General features: G+C 61.7%; 11 protein-coding genes. 4 read left to right on the forward strand and 7 right to left on the reverse strand.

Annotation, left to right across the window (positions count from 1 at the left end):
• Positions 1 to 275: 275 nt before the first annotated feature.
• From DKB71_RS23560 to leuC, 7 genes are all read right to left on the reverse strand, one after another.
• Positions 276 to 2,948, reverse strand: coding sequence for a FimV/HubP family polar landmark protein (locus DKB71_RS23560; RefSeq protein WP_408597735.1), 2,673 nt, complete (start codon positions 2,946 to 2,948; stop codon positions 276 to 278).
• Positions 2,949 to 3,125: 177 nt separating this feature from the next.
• Positions 3,126 to 4,136 (reverse strand): aspartate-semialdehyde dehydrogenase, encoded by a 1,011-nt coding sequence (locus DKB71_RS23565; protein WP_274075420.1) that lies wholly within the window; start codon positions 4,134 to 4,136, stop codon positions 3,126 to 3,128.
• Positions 4,137 to 4,400: 264 nt separating this feature from the next.
• The gene (gene asd / locus DKB71_RS23570) at positions 4,401 to 5,513 is read right to left on the reverse strand and encodes an aspartate-semialdehyde dehydrogenase (protein WP_007975660.1); all 1,113 of its coding nucleotides are present in this window, start codon (positions 5,511 to 5,513) and stop codon (positions 4,401 to 4,403) included.
• Between the two features lie 68 nt (positions 5,514 to 5,581).
• Positions 5,582 to 6,664 carry a 3-isopropylmalate dehydrogenase gene (leuB, locus tag DKB71_RS23575; protein WP_408597738.1) on the reverse strand — a complete coding sequence of 361 codons (1,083 nt, stop codon included), beginning with the start codon at positions 6,662 to 6,664 and terminating at the stop codon, positions 5,582 to 5,584.
• A 52-nt stretch (positions 6,665 to 6,716) separates the two neighbouring features.
• Positions 6,717 to 7,484 (reverse strand): class I SAM-dependent methyltransferase, encoded by a 768-nt coding sequence (locus DKB71_RS23580; protein WP_274075422.1) that lies wholly within the window; start codon positions 7,482 to 7,484, stop codon positions 6,717 to 6,719.
• A 148-nt stretch (positions 7,485 to 7,632) separates the two neighbouring features.
• Positions 7,633 to 8,277, reverse strand: a complete 645-nt coding sequence (gene leuD, locus DKB71_RS23585; protein ID WP_077185516.1) for a 3-isopropylmalate dehydratase small subunit — start codon at positions 8,275 to 8,277, stop codon at positions 7,633 to 7,635.
• A gap of 11 nt (positions 8,278 to 8,288) precedes the next feature.
• Entirely contained in the window at positions 8,289 to 9,707 is a 1,419-nt protein-coding gene (leuC, locus tag DKB71_RS23590; protein ID WP_408597740.1) for a 3-isopropylmalate dehydratase large subunit, read from the reverse strand.
• 148 nt (positions 9,708 to 9,855) lie between these two features.
• Here leuC and DKB71_RS23595 point away from each other — a divergent pair, with 148 nt between their 5' ends.
• The 4 genes from DKB71_RS23595 (at position 9,856) to DKB71_RS23610 (ending at position 16,328) form a co-directional block, all read left to right on the forward strand.
• Entirely contained in the window at positions 9,856 to 10,746 is an 891-nt protein-coding gene (locus tag DKB71_RS23595; RefSeq protein ID WP_408597742.1) for a LysR family transcriptional regulator, read from the forward strand.
• A gap of 66 nt (positions 10,747 to 10,812) precedes the next feature.
• A complete protein-coding gene (locus DKB71_RS23600; RefSeq protein ID WP_408597744.1) occupies positions 10,813 to 14,088 on the forward strand; it encodes a PAS domain S-box protein in 3,276 nt (1,091 codons plus the stop codon).
• Between the two features lie 162 nt (positions 14,089 to 14,250).
• Positions 14,251 to 15,714: a PAAR domain-containing protein gene (locus tag DKB71_RS23605; protein WP_408597746.1), complete on the forward strand. Its 1,464-nt coding sequence runs from the start codon at positions 14,251 to 14,253 to the stop codon at positions 15,712 to 15,714.
• Positions 15,711 to 16,328 (forward strand): hypothetical protein, encoded by a 618-nt coding sequence (locus tag DKB71_RS23610; protein WP_408597748.1) that lies wholly within the window; start codon positions 15,711 to 15,713, stop codon positions 16,326 to 16,328. Before DKB71_RS23605 ends, DKB71_RS23610 begins: the two co-directional genes overlap by 4 nt.
• Positions 16,329 to 16,339: the final 11 nt, after the last annotated feature.

Below are 16,339 nucleotides of genomic sequence, written 5' to 3' on the forward strand. Positions count from 1 at the left end.
GTTTGCCAAGGAGGGACAGCCTGCTGATGTGCGCAAAGGGGGGCATTATAAGGCGGCCAGACGAGGACGCCAGTACAACAGGCGGTACTGCGGCGAATGGTAGGGCCCCTTCGCGAGCAAGCCCGCTCCCACACTGGACCGCGTTTCTTCAGGCAAAACGCGGTCAAATGTGGGAGCGGGCTTGCTCGCGAAGGCGTCCTGATAGCCACCATCACATCACCCGCAAACAAAAACGGCAGCCTCGATGGGCTGCCGTTCTGCTTGCAACAAATGACTCAAGCCAGACGCGCCAGCATCTCCCTGGCTTCGCTCTTCTGGCCGTCGTCGCCTTCGGTCACCACCTCGTTGAGGATGTCGCGGGCACCATCGTTGTCGCCCATGTCGATATAGGCCTGGGCCAGGTCGAGCTTGGTGGCGACTTCGTCTGTGCCGGACAGGAAATCGAACTCCGGCTCGTCATCCACGGTGGCCAGGGCGTCATCTACCGTGAAGCTCGGCTCGCTGATGCTCCGGGACAGGTCGTCCAGTTCGGCGCTGACGTCATCCAGCTCAGTGCTGAACGCCTGCGCAGGCGGCGTTTCGTCCATTTCATCGGCCAGCGACAAGTCGAAATCGGCCGGCAGGTCCAGATCGTCGAGGGTCACTTGTGGCACGTCTGGTACTGGCGCGGCCGGCAGGTCCTTGATGTCTTCGTCCAGGCTCAGCAGGAAATCATCCTCGGCCAGGATCGCCGGCGAAGGCTCGCCACCAAGATCCATGTCCAGGTCGAACTCCGACAGGTCATCGAGGTTTTCCTTGATTTCAGTCTGTTGCTGCAAGACCGACTCGAAACTCAGGTCATCGTCCTGGGGGAAGTCTTCCAGGTCGGCCAGGGTTGCTTCCGGTGCTGGCTCTGGCAATGGCTCCGGCGCTGGCTCTGGCGCAACCGTGACCGGCGTGACATTTTCCAGGTCATCCAGGCTCAGGTCGAAAGCGCTGTCGAAATCGTCATCGGCGGCCGCCGGCGATTGCGGCTCGTCGAGCAACAGGTCCTTGACGTACTGCGCGTCCAGTTCCGCAGCAGCGGCGGCAGCGGCAATACCGCCGGCAGCGACCAGTGCCATGGCCGGGAAACGGCTCTTGAGTTTTTCGACCTGGGCATAGTTGTCGCCGTTGGCCACCAACTGCCGCTCCTGGACCACAAACGCGTCGCGATCACCCTGCAAGCCGTAGACTTCCATCAGCTTAAGGCGCAACTCGCTGCGTTGCGGCTCCTGCTTGACGCCCTCTTCCAGCAGCGCGGCGGCCTGATTCAGGCGACCACCGTCGATGTGCGACTGCGCCCGGCCCAGCACGTCGTCGGAATGCTCGGCGGCGGGTGACACCAAGGGTGCAGCAATCGGCGGCGTGACTACAACCGGGGCAATCACCGGGGCTGCAGCTGGCGCTGGAGCAGGCGCCGTGGCCAGTTTCGGGGTCGGCGGCTCGACGTCCAGGTCCTCGAAGATGCCTTTGGACAGGTCAAGCTCGCTGGAGAACTCCTGTTCTTCGGCCAGTGCGCGGGCCATGCGCAGGTGTTTTTCGGCTTCCTGCTGGGCTTTGCGGCGACGGGCCAGCAACAGCAGCAACAGCAGCACCACGATTGCCCCGCCACCCGCCAGCCCCAACAGCAACGGATTGGTCAGCAACTCATTGAATTTCTGATCGTTGGAGGCAGCAGGCGTCGGTTCGATCGGTGTATCGGCTGGAGCCGCAGTTGGAGCTGCAGCCGCTTCCGGCGCCGCTGCAGCCGGAGCTGGCGTTTCGACGGGGACTGGCGCCGGCGCTTCGGCAGGCGTTGCCGCAGGATCGGTCGCCGGCTCAGCCGGGATCGCCGCTACGGTCGCCGTCTCCGCAGGCGCCCCGGCCGCACCGTCGGCCTGCAATTTGGCCAGTTGGTTGTTCTTCAGCTCGATGAGACGTTGCAGCTTGTCCATCTGGCTTTGCAGATCGGTCATGCGGCTTTTCAGTTCAGCGCTGTCTCGGCGCTTGGTATCGAGGCTTTCCTGGGTCACCGCCAGCTGGTTGTTCAAGGCCTTGGCATCGCCCGCGGCGCCCTTGGCACCGGCCTTGCCGGATTCGGCGGACACCAGGCTCAGTTTGTCCTCGGCGGCTTGCGCCGAAGGTGCGTCACCGCGACCGCGATTGGTCGCATCAAGCTGCTGCTGGCCAGTACCCGGCTTGGCGACATAACGACGCCCCTGACGCCAGGCGGTGTTTTGTGCAGCCACTTCGGCGATGGCCTTGGCTTGCGGCAGGCTCGTGGTTTGTGCCTGATCCGGCAGACGCAGCACCTGGCCGGTCTTGAGCCGGTTGATGTTGCCATCGATGAAGGCATCCGGGTTCAGCGCCTGGATGGCGAGCATGGTTTGCTGGATCGAACCGCCATTGCGAGCCTTCGCGGCGATTTCCCACAGGGTATCGCGCTTTGTGGTGGTGTATTCGGACGGCTTAGTCGCACCGGTGACGGGCGTCGTACCGGTTTGAACAGGTGCAGGCTGCGCAGCCGCGTCAGCAGTCTGCGGCGAGAATTTGGACGGATCGAGCAGCACGCTGTAATCGCGCAGCAGACGACCATTGGGCCACATCACCTGAACCAGGAATTTCACCATCGGTTCGCTCAGGGGCTTGCTGGAGGTCACGCGCAGGATGCTTTTACCGCTGGCGTTGAGCACCGGGGTAAAGGTCAGGTCGTTGAGAAACGCCTGGCGGTCGACACCGGCCTTGGCGAAATCTTCTGGTGAAGCCAGGCTCGGCACCACTTCGGCGGCGGTGAGTTCCTTGACGTCGAGCAACTCGATTTCCGCCACCAGCGGCTGGTTCAGCGTCGATTTCAGGGTCAGTTCCCCGAGCCCGAGGGCATGCGCCATACCGGAGGACAGCGCCGAGGCGGCCGCTATTGCTAACACCAGTTTGCGAACTTGAACCATAGCTTATCCTTAGTTTTTACATTCCTCGGCCAGCGAGGTAGGTAGCCGCTGCCGTAAGGCATTGCGCGCGGGCGAAGGTCGCCGCGCGCGATCGTTTCATGCATGCCCTGCAACGCCCTGCAGGGTGGCTCGCCTTCGGCATTACGGCCAGGCATGGCGCTCGTTTGGAAGTATCTTTTACAGCAGGTCTTTTATCAACAACTCGGCCAGCTGCACAGCATTGAGGGCCGCGCCTTTGCGTACGTTATCTGACGTCAGCCACAGATTAAGTTCCGACGGTTCGTCGATCCCCAGGCGCACCCGACCAACGTAGACCACATCCTGCCCCACGGCATCACCGACCGCTGTCGGGTAGTCGCCGGCTTCCACCAGCTCGATGCCGGGCGCGTCTTCGAGTGCGGCATTGACCTTGACCAGATCGATGTCGCTCGCGGACTGCAGAGTCACGCTATAGCTATCGCCAAAAAACACCGGGGCTTGAATGCAAGTCACGGAAATCTTCAAAGAAGGCAGCGCCATGACCTGGCGCAGCTCGCGCACCAGGCGCTTTTCCAGCACGGTATGGCCCTGCTCATCTGGCTTGCCGACCTGGGCCAGCAGGTTGAATGCCATCTGCCGGTCAAAGAAGGTCGGCTCCAGTGGGCGCACATTGAGCAGTTCGGCGGTTTGCCGGGCCAGTTCGGTCACGGCTTCGCGGCCCTGGGCCGACACTGCCAGGCTGGCGGTCAGGTTGATGCGCTGCAAATCGAGCAAACCCAGCAAGGGGGCGAGCACGACTGCCAGGGTGGTGGCCGACGGGCTCGGGCTACTGACCTGAAATGGCTTTTTCAGGCCGGCCAGCACCTGCGCATTCGCTTCCGGGACCACCTGTGGCGCCTGGTCCGCCGGCAAGGCGCCGGAGAGGTCGATCAGCGAGCAACCGGCGGCGGTGGCACGGGCGGCATAACTCAATGTCACGGCGGGACCGGCGGCAAAAAACACCAGCTGGACCTTGCTGAAGTCGAACTCATCGACTTCGCGCACCCGCACGTTCTTGCCGCGATAGGGCACCGAACTGCCGGCGGATTCGCTGCTGGCCAGTAAATGCAGGGTGCCGATCGGGAAATCGCGCTCTTCGAGAATCTGCACCAGCGTTTCGCCGACAGTACCGGTGGCGCCGATCACGGCAATATCAATGGTCTGGCTCATGGTTCTACCTCTGGCGAAACGGGGGGAGCGGCACTTTACCGGGTGGTGGATGTACAGGCAATTCGGGCGAGCCCTTCGGCGCCCGTTATGGCCCCTTCGCGAGCAAGCCCGCTCCCACATTTGATCTGTGTTCGCCGCAGATCAAATGTGGGAGCGGGCTTGCTCGCGAAGGGGGCCGATTTGACGATGACAAACCCGCAGGTTGTCGGGGATAAAAAAACCCGCGCCTCTCGCAAGGCGCGGGTTTTTCATTGCATCAAACGATCAACGCTCGAGCAGGATCCGCAGCATGCGACGCAGCGGTTCGGCCGCGCCCCACAGCAGCTGGTCGCCGACGGTGAACGCGCCGACGAACTGCGAGCCCATGTTCAGCTTGCGCAGACGGCCTACCGGGATGTTCAGGGTGCCGGTGACCTTGTTCGGGCTCAGCTCCTGAATGCTGGTTTCGCGGCTGTTCGGCACCAGCTTGACCCAAGGGTTGTGCTGGCTGATCAGCCCTTCGATATCGGCGATCGGCACGTCTTTGTTCAGCTTGATGGTCAGCGCCTGGCTGTGGCAGCGCATGGCGCCGATGCGCACGCAGATGCCATCCACCGGGATCGGGCTCTTGAAGCGACCGAGGATCTTGTTGGTTTCGGCCTGGGCCTTCCACTCTTCACGGCTCTGACCGTTCGGCAGTTCCTTGTCGATCCACGGGATCAGGCTGCCGGCCAGCGGTACGCCGAAGTTTTCGGTCGGGTATGCGTCGCTGCGCATGGCTTCGGCCACACGACGGTCGATGTCGAGGATCGCGCTGGCCGGATCGGCCAGTTGATCGGCGACAGCGGCGTGGGTCGCACCCATCTGCTTGATCAGTTCACGCATGTTCTGCGCGCCGGCACCGGAAGCCGCCTGATAGGTCATGGCGCTCATCCACTCCACCAGGCCAGCCTCGAACAGGCCGCCCAGGCCCATCAGCATCAGGCTGACGGTGCAGTTGCCGCCGATGTAGTTCTTGGTGCCCGCGTCCAGCTGCTGGTCGATGACCTTGCGGTTCACCGGGTCCAGCACGATGACCGCGTCATCCTGCATGCGCAGGCTGGAAGCGGCGTCGATCCAGTAACCCTGCCAGCCGGCTTCGCGCAGCTTGGGGAATACTTCGCTGGTGTAGTCGCCACCCTGGCAGGTCAGGATCACGTCGAGGGTTTTCAGCTCTTCAATGCTGTAAGCGTCCTTGAGCGGAGCAATATCCTTGCCCACGGACGGGCCTTGGCCACCGACATTGGAAGTGGTGAAAAACACCGGCTCGATAAGATCGAAATCCTGCTCTTCCAGCATCCGCTGCATGAGCACGGAACCGACCATACCGCGCCAACCGATCAGACCTACACGTTTCATCGCAACTACACCTTCTTGAAAAGTGGGCCGCTGCTTCCGGGGGTAAAAGCGGCAGCGGGCCCGAGAGATTACAGATTCCGCAGCGCGGCGACTACTGCGTCGCCCATTTCCTGCGTACCGACTTTAGTGCAACCGGTCGACCAGATGTCACCGGTGCGCAAGCCCTGGTCCAGGACCAGGCTGACGGCTTTCTCGATGGCATCGGCCGCGGCCTGCTGGTTGAAGCTGTAGCGCAGCATCATCGAGACCGACAAAATGGTCGCCAACGGGTTGGCGATGCCTTGGCCTGCGATATCCGGCGCCGAACCGTGGCACGGCTCGTACATGCCCTTGTTGTTGGTGTCCAGGGACGCCGACGGCAGCATGCCGATGGAACCGGTGAGCATCGACGCCTGGTCGGACAGGATATCGCCAAACATGTTGTCGGTGACGATCACGTCGAACTGCTTCGGCGCGCGCACCAGTTGCATGGCGGCGTTGTCGACGTACATGTGGCTCAGTTCGACCTGCGGGTAGTCCTTGGCCACTTCCTCGACGATTTCACGCCACAGCTGGCTGGAAGCCAATACGTTGGCCTTGTCCACAGAGCAGAGCTTCTTGCCGCGGACCATGGCCATGTCGAAACCGACTCGGGCGATGCGGCGGATTTCGCTTTCGCTGTACGGCAGGGTGTCGTAGGACTGACGCTCGCCGTTTTCCAGGGTGCGGGTGCCACGTGGCGCGCCGAAGTAGATACCGCCGGTCAGCTCGCGAACGATCAGGATGTCCAGGCCGGCAACGATTTCCGGCTTCAGGCTGGAGGCCTCGGCCAGTTGCGGGTAGAGGATCGCCGGGCGCAGGTTGCCGAACAGGCCCAGTTGCGCACGGATTTTCAGCAGGCCGCGCTCAGGGCGGATGTCACGCTCGATGGTGTCCCATTTCGGGCCTCCCACGGCGCCCAGCAATACCGCGTCGGCGGCGCGGGCACGCTCCAGGGTTTCGTCAGCCAGTGGCACGCCGTGCTTGTCGATGGCCGCGCCGCCGATTACGTCGTGGCTCAGCTCGAAGCCCAGGGCGAACTTGTCGCTGGCCAATTCCAGCACCTTGACCGCTTCGGCCATGATTTCCGGGCCAATACCGTCACCTGGGAGAATCAGAATCTGCTTGCTCATGCTTTCCTCATGTCATCAGTCGGTGCGCCCTGGGGGCGCGCCCGGAAAAATTCTATCGCTCGGCCATCAATACCAGCACATCCGTGCTGAACGAACCATCGGCCTCAATCTCGAAATATTCGCGTACTTCGTTGCCCATCGACTGCTGCAATTCGCGGATCGCCGCGCGCATCACCTGTGGCGTGCGCATGCGCTCGACCCAGGAGCTGTATTCCAGGCGCAGCCGCTGGCGGGTGGTGCTGCGGGTATGCAGCCCGGCCTCACTGACCTGGCGCAGCCACTCGCCGGCGCTATAGTCGCGCACATGGCTGGTGTCGCGCAGCACTTCGACGCTTTGCAGGTAAGTGTCGAACAATGGACTGCCCGGCGACAACACGTCGACGAATGCCGCAACACCGCCCGGCTTCAATACCCGGCGCACTTCCCGCAGGGCCAGGCCGAGATCGCTCCAGTGGTGTGCCGAATAACGGCTGAACACGAAGTCGAACTCGCCATCGGCGAATGGCAGGCGCTCGGCGGCGCCGTTGACCGTGGTGACGTTGCTCAAGCCACGATCGACGGCAGCAGCGGCCACCACGTCAAGCATCTGTTGCGACAGGTCGTAGGCCACCACTTCCTTGACCAGCGACGCCACCTGGAAACTCACATGACCGGCGCCGCAACCGAGGTCCAGGACCCGGGCTTCGCCCTGCCCTGCCAGTTCGGCCTGTAGCAGCGCGAATTCGGTGCCTTGAGCGTGTACGGCGCTGCTCAGGTAGGCCGCGGCCTGTTCACCGAATTGCTTCTGGACTACCTGGCTGTGCTGGGCGGTGCTGGTCATGGGAACTTCCTTTTTGGGGTTTAGCCTTGTGTCGTCTGAGCTGCCGTCTTCGCGAGCAAGCCCGCTCCCACAGGGTTTTGTCTACGCCACAAATCCAATGTGGGAGCGGGCTTGCTCGCGAAGAGGCCGGCCCTGCCTGAATCAATTTTTACGCGTCGCGAAACAACCACGGCTGGCTCGCACGATGCTTGGCTTCAAACGCCGCAATCGCATCGCCGTCCTGCAAGGTCAGGCCGATATCGTCCAGGCCGTTGAGCAGGCAGTGCTTGCGGAAGGCATCGATCTCAAAGTTCAACACCTTGCCGTCCGGACGGGTCACGGTCTGGGCCTGCAGATCGATCTGCAACTGATAGCCGGGGTTGGCCTCGACCTGCTGGAACAGCTCATCGACTTCGGCATCGCTCAAGATGATCGGCAGCAAGCCGTTCTTGAAGCTGTTGTTGAAGAAGATGTCGGCATAGCTCGGCGCGATGATGCTGCGGAAACCGTATTCTTCCAAAGCCCATGGCGCGTGCTCGCGGCTGGAGCCGCAACCGAAGTTCTCGCGGGCCAGCAGTACGCTGGCGCCCTGGTAACGCTCCGCGTTGAGGACGAAGTCCTGGTTCAGCGGACGCTTGGAGTTGTCCTGATACGGCTGCCCCACATCCAGGTAGCGCCACTCGTCGAACAGGTTCGGACCGAAACCGGTGCGCTTGATCGACTTCAGGAACTGCTTCGGGATGATCTGGTCGGTGTCGACGTTGGCACGATCCAGAGGCGCGACAAGTCCAGTGTGCTGGGTAAAAGCTTTCATGCTGCGCTCCTTTAGATCAATTCACGGACGTCGACGAAACGACCGTTCACAGCGGCGGCCGCGGCCATGGCCGGGCTGACGAGGTGGGTACGGCCACCGGCGCCTTGACGGCCTTCGAAGTTTCGGTTCGACGTGGAAGCGCAATGCTCGCCGGACTCCAAACGGTCCGGGTTCATCGCCAGGCACATCGAGCAACCCGGCTCGCGCCATTCGAAACCGGCTTCAAGGAAGATCTTGTCCAGACCTTCGGCTTCGGCCTGCGCCTTCACCAGGCCCGAGCCCGGCACCACGATGGCTTGCTTGATGGTCGAGGCCACTTTGCGGCCCTTGGCGATGACGGCTGCGGCGCGCAAGTCTTCGATCCGCGAGTTGGTGCAGGAGCCGATGAATACGCGGTCCAGCTGAATGTCGGTGATCGCCTGGTTGGCAGTCAAACCCATGTACTTCAAGGCGCGCACGATCGAATCGCGTTTGACCAGGTCCATCTCCCTGGCAGGGTCCGGCACGTTTTGATCCACCGCCAGGACCATCTCAGGCGAAGTGCCCCAACTGACTTGCGGCTTGATCTGGGTCGCGTCGAGTTCAACGATGGTGTCGAACTTGGCGTCTTTATCAGAAACCAGGTCTTTCCAGGCTTCGACGGCCACGTCCCATTCCGCGCCTTTCGGGGCGAATGGACGGCCCTTCACGTAAGCCACGGTTTTTTCGTCAGCGGCGACCAGGCCAACGCGAGCACCGGCCTCGATGGACATGTTGCAGATGGTCATGCGGCCTTCGACGGACAGGTCACGAATCGCGCTGCCGGCGAACTCGATGGCGTGGCCGTTACCGCCGGCGGTGCCGATCTTGCCGATCACGGCGAGGACGATGTCCTTGGCGGTCACGCCGAACGGCAACTTGCCTTCGACGGAAACCAGCATGTTCTTCATTTTCTTGGCGACCAGGCACTGGGTAGCGAGCACATGCTCGACCTCGGAGGTGCCGATACCGTGAGCCAGGGCACCAAACGCGCCGTGGGTCGAGGTATGGGAGTCGCCGCAGACCACGGTCATGCCCGGCAAGGTGGCACCCTGCTCCGGGCCGATGACGTGGACGATGCCTTGGCGGACGTCGTTCATCTTGAATTCGACGATGCCGTATTCATCGCAGTTGTCGTCGAGGGTCTGGACCTGCAAACGCGAAACCTCGTCGGCAATGGCCGCGATGCCGCCCTTGCGCTCAGGGGTGGTCGGTACGTTGTGGTCCGGGGTCGCGATGTTGGCATCGATGCGCCATGGCTTGCGCCCGGCCAGCCGCAGGCCTTCGAAGGCTTGTGGCGAGGTCACTTCATGGATGATGTGACGATCGATGTAGATCAGCGCGGAGCCATCGTCGCGCTGCTTGACCAAATGCGAATCCCAGAGCTTGTCGTAGAGCGTTTTGCCGGCCATCAGACGGTTTCCTCATCAGCTTCTTTCTATGCCCTGGGTCTTGAGCGATTCAATAACCCCTTGGCTTGTGAGGCTGATCCTATGGGGTTACATTAAATAACTCAAATTCATATTTTTTATGCTTTGGATAACCAACTGGAATACGAGCATGGACCTGGCCAACCTTAATGCCTTTATTGCCATCGCCGAGACCGGAAGCTTCTCCGGAGCCGGCGAACGCTTGCACCTGACTCAGCCGGCGATCAGCAAGCGCATCGCCGGGCTGGAGCAGCAACTGAAGGTGCGGCTATTCGATCGGCTGGGCCGCGAAGTCGGCCTGACCGAAGCCGGCCGCGCCCTGCTGCCCCGGGCCTACCAGATTCTCAATGTCCTCGATGATACGCGCCGCGCCCTGACCAACCTCACCGGGGAGGTGAGCGGTCGCCTGACCCTGGCCACCAGTCACCACATCGGCCTGCACCGTTTGCCACCCTTATTAAGGGAGTTCACCCGGCGCTATCCCGAGGTGGCGCTGGATATCCAGTTTCTCGATTCGGAAGTCGCCTACGAAGAAATCCTCCACGGAAGGGCCGAACTGGCGGTGATCACCCTGGCGCCGGAACCCCACGCCCTGGTCAAGGCCACGCCGGTGTGGGACGACCCGCTGGACTTCGTGGTCGCCCCCGAGCATTCGCTGCTCAACAATGGCAAGGTCAGCCTCGTGGATATCGCCCGCCATCCGGCGGTGTTTCCCGGCGGCAACACCTTTACCCACCACATCGTCCAGCGCCTGTTCGAAGCCCAGGGCCTGACGCCGAACATCGCCATGAGCACCAATTACCTGGAAACCATCAAGATGATGGTGTCGATCGGCCTGGCCTGGAGCGTCCTGCCACGGACCATGCTCGATGACCAGGTTGCGCGGATACCTTTGCCGGGCATACAACTGACTCGCCAGCTAGGCTATATCCTGCACACTGAAAGGACGCTATCGAATGCAGCACGGGCCTTCATGGCCTTGCTGGATGGCCAGATCGATCTGCCAGGGACTCAAGGCTAACTTGTGCTACTCCTATAGAGCCGCGAATTCCTGTACCCGATACACAATTCAGCCCAAGGCTTGCCAATGCCGAAATCTGTTGACCGTATTCCGCCAATGCCGCGCATCCAGGCGCTTGACCCGAAAAGCTCCGAACAGAGCTGGGAAAGTGCCTCGCAATTGCTGGCCGCGCTCAACGGCGCGCGCCTGGGCGCCTGGTATTGGGACATCGAGCGTGGGCAGATCAGCTGGTCCCGGGGCACCCAGGCACTGTTTGGCTTCGATCCCCGGCAACCGTTGCCGGCCGACCTGGAATACCTTGACTTGTTGCCTGTGGAAGACCGGGCCAAGACCCTTCGCGCCTTCCATGCCGTGATCGGTGGCGCGCCGCTGGAGCAAGCGATGCACCACCGCGTTCGCTGGCCCGACGGCAGCCTGCACTGGCTGGAGATCAGCGGCAGCCTGCTGCCGGACAAGCACGGCCGTCCACGGATGATTGGCGTGATCCGCGAAATCACCCACCAACGCCAGCGCGAACAGGCGCTGAGTAGCTCGGAGAAACGCTTCGCCACGCTGTTCCACCTGTGCCCGAACATGGTCCTGCTGACGCGCCAGGAAGACGGCCTGATCACCGAAGCCAACCAGTATTTCGAAAGCCTGTTCGGCTGGCCGGTCCAGGACGCGATCGGCCGTACCACCCTGGAACTGGGCCTCTGGGTGAACCCCGAACAACGCGCACAACTGGTCAAGGCCACCAAGGCCAAAGGCGAGCTGACCAGCATGGAGGTGCAGTTTCGCGCCAGCAACGGGCAGATCCACGATGGCATCCTCAGTGCGCAAAAGGTCGAACTCGAAGGCCAGCCCTATCTGCTCAGCACCTTCCTCGACACCACCGAACGCAAAGCCGCCGAACACGCCCTCAAAGACAGCCAGGAGCGCCTCGACCTGGCCCTGGACTCGGCGCAACTGGGCACCTGGGACTGGCACATTCCCAGCGGCATGCTGTATGGCTCGGCCCGCGCCGCACAGTTGCACGGCATGGAGGCCAAGCCGTTCCATGAATCCTTCGACGAGTTTTTCGAAGGCGTGCCCGGTGAAGAACGCGACACCATGCGCGATGCCTACCGCAGCCTGCGCGAAGGCCCGGCCGGCAACTACCAGCTGACCTATCGGGTGCAAATGCCGGATGGCAGCTCACGCTATCTGGAGAGCCGCGCCCGCCTCTACCGCGATGAAAACGGCGTGCCCTTGCGCATGGCCGGCACCCTGCTCGACATCACCGACCAGGTCGAGCGCGAACAACGCCTGGTGGCCTCCGAAGAGAAATTCGCCACCCTGTTCCAGGTCAGCCCCGACCCGATCTGCGTGACCCGCCAGGACACCGGGCAATTCATCGAAATCAATTCCAGCTTCACCCAGACCTTCGGCTGGAGCGCCGCCGATGTGATCGGGCGCAGCGCCGACGAAATCGGCCTGTGGGACGCCTCGGCAAAAAGCCTGCAACGGATCGAACAGGTGATCCGCGAGCAAGGCCTGAACAATGTGGCGATCCTCGTCCAGCACAAGGACGGGCAGTCGCTGACCTGCGTGATCTCCAGCCGCCAGATCAACGTCAGCGAACAGCCGTGCGTCGTCACCACGCTGCGCGACATCACCCAGCAGCAACGCTCGGAAGCGGCGCTCAAGGCCAGCGAAGAGAAGTTCGCCAAGGCCTTCCACTCCAGCCCCGACGCCATCACCATCACTGAACGCGATACCGGACGTTATCTGGAGGTCAACGACGGTTTCTGCCGCCTGACCGGCTACCGCGCCGACGAAGTGATCGGCCGCACCGTGTACCAGGTGGGGATCTGGGCCGAAGAGAAACAGCGCTCGACCTTACTCGCCGAACTGCAGATCAAGGGCCGGGTACATCACCTGGAGATGCTCGGGCGCAACAAGCGCGGCGAGTTGCTGACGGTCGAGGTCTCAGTAGAACCGATCACCCTCAACGAAACCGCGTGCCTGCTGCTGACCGCCCGGGACGTCAGCCTGCTGAAAAATGCCGAGGCGCAGATCCGCCACCTGGCCTACCACGACCCCCTGACCAACCTGCCCAACCGCGCCCTGCTGATGGATCGCCTGAGCCAGCAGATCGCCCTGCTCAAGCGCCACAACCTGCGCGGCGCGTTGATGTTCCTCGACCTCGACCACTTCAAGCACATCAACGATTCCCTCGGCCATCCGGTGGGCGACACGGTGCTGAAAATCATCACCGCGCGCCTGGAAGCCAGCGTGCGCATGGAAGACACCGTCGCGCGCCTGGGCGGTGATGAGTTCGTGGTGTTGCTCAGCGGCCTCGAAGGCACGCGCAACCAGGTCAGCGATCAGGTCCGCGAGCTGGCCGATACCATTCGTGAACTGCTGTCCGAACCGATGTTCCTCGACGGCCAGCGCCTGCAGGTGACGCCGAGCATCGGCATTGCCTTGATTCCCGACCACGGCTCGACGCCGACCGACTTGCTCAAGCGCGCCGACATCGCCCTTTATCGGGCCAAGGATTCGGGGCGCAATACCGCGCAGATGTACCACAACACCATGCAGAAGGCCGCGAGCGAACGCCTGCGCATGGAAACCGACCTGCGCCTGGCATTGTCGCGCGGTGAGTTTCGCGTGCATTACCAACCCCAGGTGGACGCCCGGGATAACCGCATCGTCGGCGCCGAAGCGCTGGTGCGCTGGAACCATCCCGAACTCGGCGCACAGTCGCCCACCGAGTTCATCAAGGTCCTGGAAGACAGCGGACTGATCCTCGAGGTCGGCACCTGGATCGTCGATGAAGCCTGCCAGGCCTTCAAGAAACTGATCGCCGACGGCCTGGTGGACCCGCTGCAATTCAGCCTGTGCGTCAACATCAGCCCGCGCCAGTTCCGCCAGAACGATTTCGTCGAGCGCATCGAAAGCAGCCTCGCCACCTACGGCCTGCCCTGCTCGCTGCTGAAACTGGAAATCACCGAAGGCATCGTCATCCAGAACCTGGAAGACACCATCAACAAGATGCTGCGCCTGAAAAAGCTCGGCGTGAGCTTTGCCATGGACGATTTCGGCACCGGCTACTCCTCGCTCACCTACCTCAAGCGCCTGCCGGTCGACACCCTGAAAATCGACCAGTCGTTCATCCGCGACGCCACCACCGACCCCAACGACGCCGAGATCATCCGCGCCATCGTCGCCATGGCCCGCAGCCTGGAACTGAAGATCATCGCCGAAGGGGTGGAGACCCTGGAACAGCTGGAGTTCCTGCAAGGCTTGGGCTGCCATCTCTACCAGGGGTACCTGCATAGCCGGCCGCTACCGGTGGAGGATCTGCAGAAGCTCCTGTAGGAACGAACTCACTGGCTGAATATCCCTTTCCTACACGCATGCCGGAAGCGTCCGATTTACGCCTGACTGCCTCGTATAGAACCCTTGCGCTGCACTTTGCCCTGCCTTCATTCCTTCGGAGGCAGGCGCAATTTGATCGTCATCAGACAAGGAGTTGCAGCCATGGCCAAGGGATATTTCATTCGCAAGGGCGACAAGACCAGTTGCGGTGGCGAGGTGCTGGAAACCGATACCCGCATCATGATGTTCGGCTTCGCCCATGCTCGCGAGGGGGATCCGGTTTCCTGTGGCAAGAACGACGAAACCTACAAGATTGTCGGTGGTATTTCGTCCTTTGACAGTCACGGTAGGCTGGCAGCTGGCTCGCTGGATAGCCGCAGCAGCTGTCCCTGCAAGGCCGGGCTTAACCCCTCGTTTACCAACATCAGCTATGAGTCCATACAGGGTGCAGCGCCGCAAGCCGTGAGGAGCGACCCTCAACAGGAAGCCGCGCCGGTTGCGCCCAACCACCCGGTCACACCGCAACCATCCAGTTTCACTTCAGCGCGGGCACCCACACCCACGCTCAGCGAACGGCCGGGGACAGTCTGTGAAAACCTTTGGCGCGGGTATCAGCAAAGGGTCGAAAACGTCGTGGCGCCGGGCGGCAAACTGATCGCCGATCCGAAGACGCGCAACAAGGCGATCAATGCCGCCTACGCGCAATTGTGGCGCCTCGATCCACGATTTCAGTGGGCAGGGCTGGCGGCCTTCGCCTCGAAACAAGTGGGTTGTGGGTTGCTGCATGCGGCCGAAACGATCGAGAAGATGCAGGCGGAAGAGCAGGCGATTCAGCAACTGAGGGACAGTGCCAGACAAGGATTCGGAGGCTTGTTCAGCCGCAGCGAGTGGGAAAAGCGCGCGAAAATTCGCGAGTTCGAGCAGCGCCAGCACGAGTACGAACAGGCCAACCGTGACAACCCGGTGTGGGGCTTCACCCACTGGGGTGCCGACATGCCCTTGACGTACTCGCAGCGGATGTACCGGTTTGTGTACGAGATGCTGGCGATGGGCAATACCACGCTGTTCCTGGATGTGTATCCGTTGCATGTGTTCTACAGGGAACGTGGGCTGGAGGCGCTGAAGGATTGCCTGCCTTCACGGAAAAACATCTATGGGAGTGGGCAGTATCCGGTGCTGTGGCCGGTCGGACAGGAAAAGCTGAGATTCGGGACTGACCATAAGGAAATCCTGCAAGCCTTTGAAGCGATTGAAACAGGTAACATCGCTGAAAGCGTTGAGCATCTGGCCAAACACGAACAGCGAAATATTCTGCAACCCGCGATGTATGACGACTGGGGGCTGAAATGGCTGCTGCGCGGTAACCATGCCTCATACGTCACTAACTTGCCCTCCGGTGCTGCCCAAGCCATTGAACTGACGCTGGCTAGCCAATGCAGCCCCGTCGATGACAGGCGCACTATTGGTTTTGGCAACAACCCCGTTGCCAACCTGGCCAACATCGACCAGCGCATGGCTTTCGTGCTGAGGGCGGCGCAGCAATTTGATGATCTGCTGCAGGGCGACCAGCGCGAGCAGATTGAGCAATCGATTCGGGATATTGCCTGGGGTGGAGGCGTGCGATGAACCTGATGCAACGCATGGGTTGGCGACACGGCATATTGGCACTGCCAGTCGCGGTCCTCGTGACACTGGCCGCGATTGAGGCCCTATCGAATGAACCGGAAATTTCGCTGGTAATTGGTGAGCCGTACGAAGCCATGCGCCAGCGTTCCAGCGCAAGAATCGATCCAGTCATATCTGGGCACTCCTGGTTCAATGTTCCCAAGTCTGATGCCCGCCTGCGTTTCGCAGATCCTGAGTTTGGCTTTGTAACCCCACTGGCCCGGTTCTTCACAGTGGGTTTTGGACGTGATGAACGGATAGACGGTGTCCGTATGTCCCCACAAGTCGAGCCACTGCTGCTCGACGATACCCTCAAGGTCGTACTGGATCTGCAAGACCAATTACGCAAGGCCGGCTGGACACCCATCCGCATCAAGGAAGATCCACCGTTCGCCGACACGCCAGAGTGGCGAGCCCGATTGCGCGACGTGAACAAGGGCGGAACATCCTATTGGCATGCAGACGACAAGTACCAGGTGATGCTGGTGGTTGGTCGTTTCAGGGACGAGAAGCGCCCAACCGAGGAGCGCTACCTAATCACGCTATCACTAGCCACTCCATGGACGAATCCCTGAGTTTACCTCGT

Source organism: Pseudomonas sp. PLMAX, from assembly GCF_046042685.1.
In the GTDB taxonomy this organism is placed as follows: domain Bacteria; phylum Pseudomonadota; class Gammaproteobacteria; order Pseudomonadales; family Pseudomonadaceae; genus Aquipseudomonas; species Aquipseudomonas putida_AE.

Excerpts from the sequence above, each read along its gene's own strand:
- DKB71_RS23580 (WP_274075422.1), bottom strand. The coding sequence starts at position 7,484 with ATGACCAGCACCGCCCAGCACAGCCAGGTAGTCCAGAAGCAATTCGGT.
- asd (WP_007975660.1), bottom strand. The coding sequence starts at position 5,513 with ATGAAACGTGTAGGTCTGATCGGTTGGCGCGGTATGGTCGGTTCCGTG.
- DKB71_RS23595 (WP_408597742.1), top strand. The coding sequence starts at position 9,856 with ATGGACCTGGCCAACCTTAATGCCTTTATTGCCATCGCCGAGACCGGA.
- leuC (WP_408597740.1), bottom strand. The coding sequence starts at position 9,707 with ATGGCCGGCAAAACGCTCTACGACAAGCTCTGGGATTCGCATTTGGTC.
- leuD (WP_077185516.1), bottom strand. The coding sequence starts at position 8,277 with ATGAAAGCTTTTACCCAGCACACTGGACTTGTCGCGCCTCTGGATCGT.
- DKB71_RS23565 (WP_274075420.1), bottom strand. The coding sequence starts at position 4,136 with ATGAGCCAGACCATTGATATTGCCGTGATCGGCGCCACCGGTACTGTC.
- DKB71_RS23610 (WP_408597748.1), top strand. The coding sequence starts at position 15,711 with ATGAACCTGATGCAACGCATGGGTTGGCGACACGGCATATTGGCACTG.
- leuB (WP_408597738.1), bottom strand. The coding sequence starts at position 6,664 with ATGAGCAAGCAGATTCTGATTCTCCCAGGTGACGGTATTGGCCCGGAA.
- DKB71_RS23560 (WP_408597735.1), bottom strand. The coding sequence starts at position 2,948 with ATGGTTCAAGTTCGCAAACTGGTGTTAGCAATAGCGGCCGCCTCGGCG.
- DKB71_RS23605 (WP_408597746.1), top strand. The coding sequence starts at position 14,251 with ATGGCCAAGGGATATTTCATTCGCAAGGGCGACAAGACCAGTTGCGGT.
- DKB71_RS23600 (WP_408597744.1), top strand. The coding sequence starts at position 10,813 with ATGCCGAAATCTGTTGACCGTATTCCGCCAATGCCGCGCATCCAGGCG.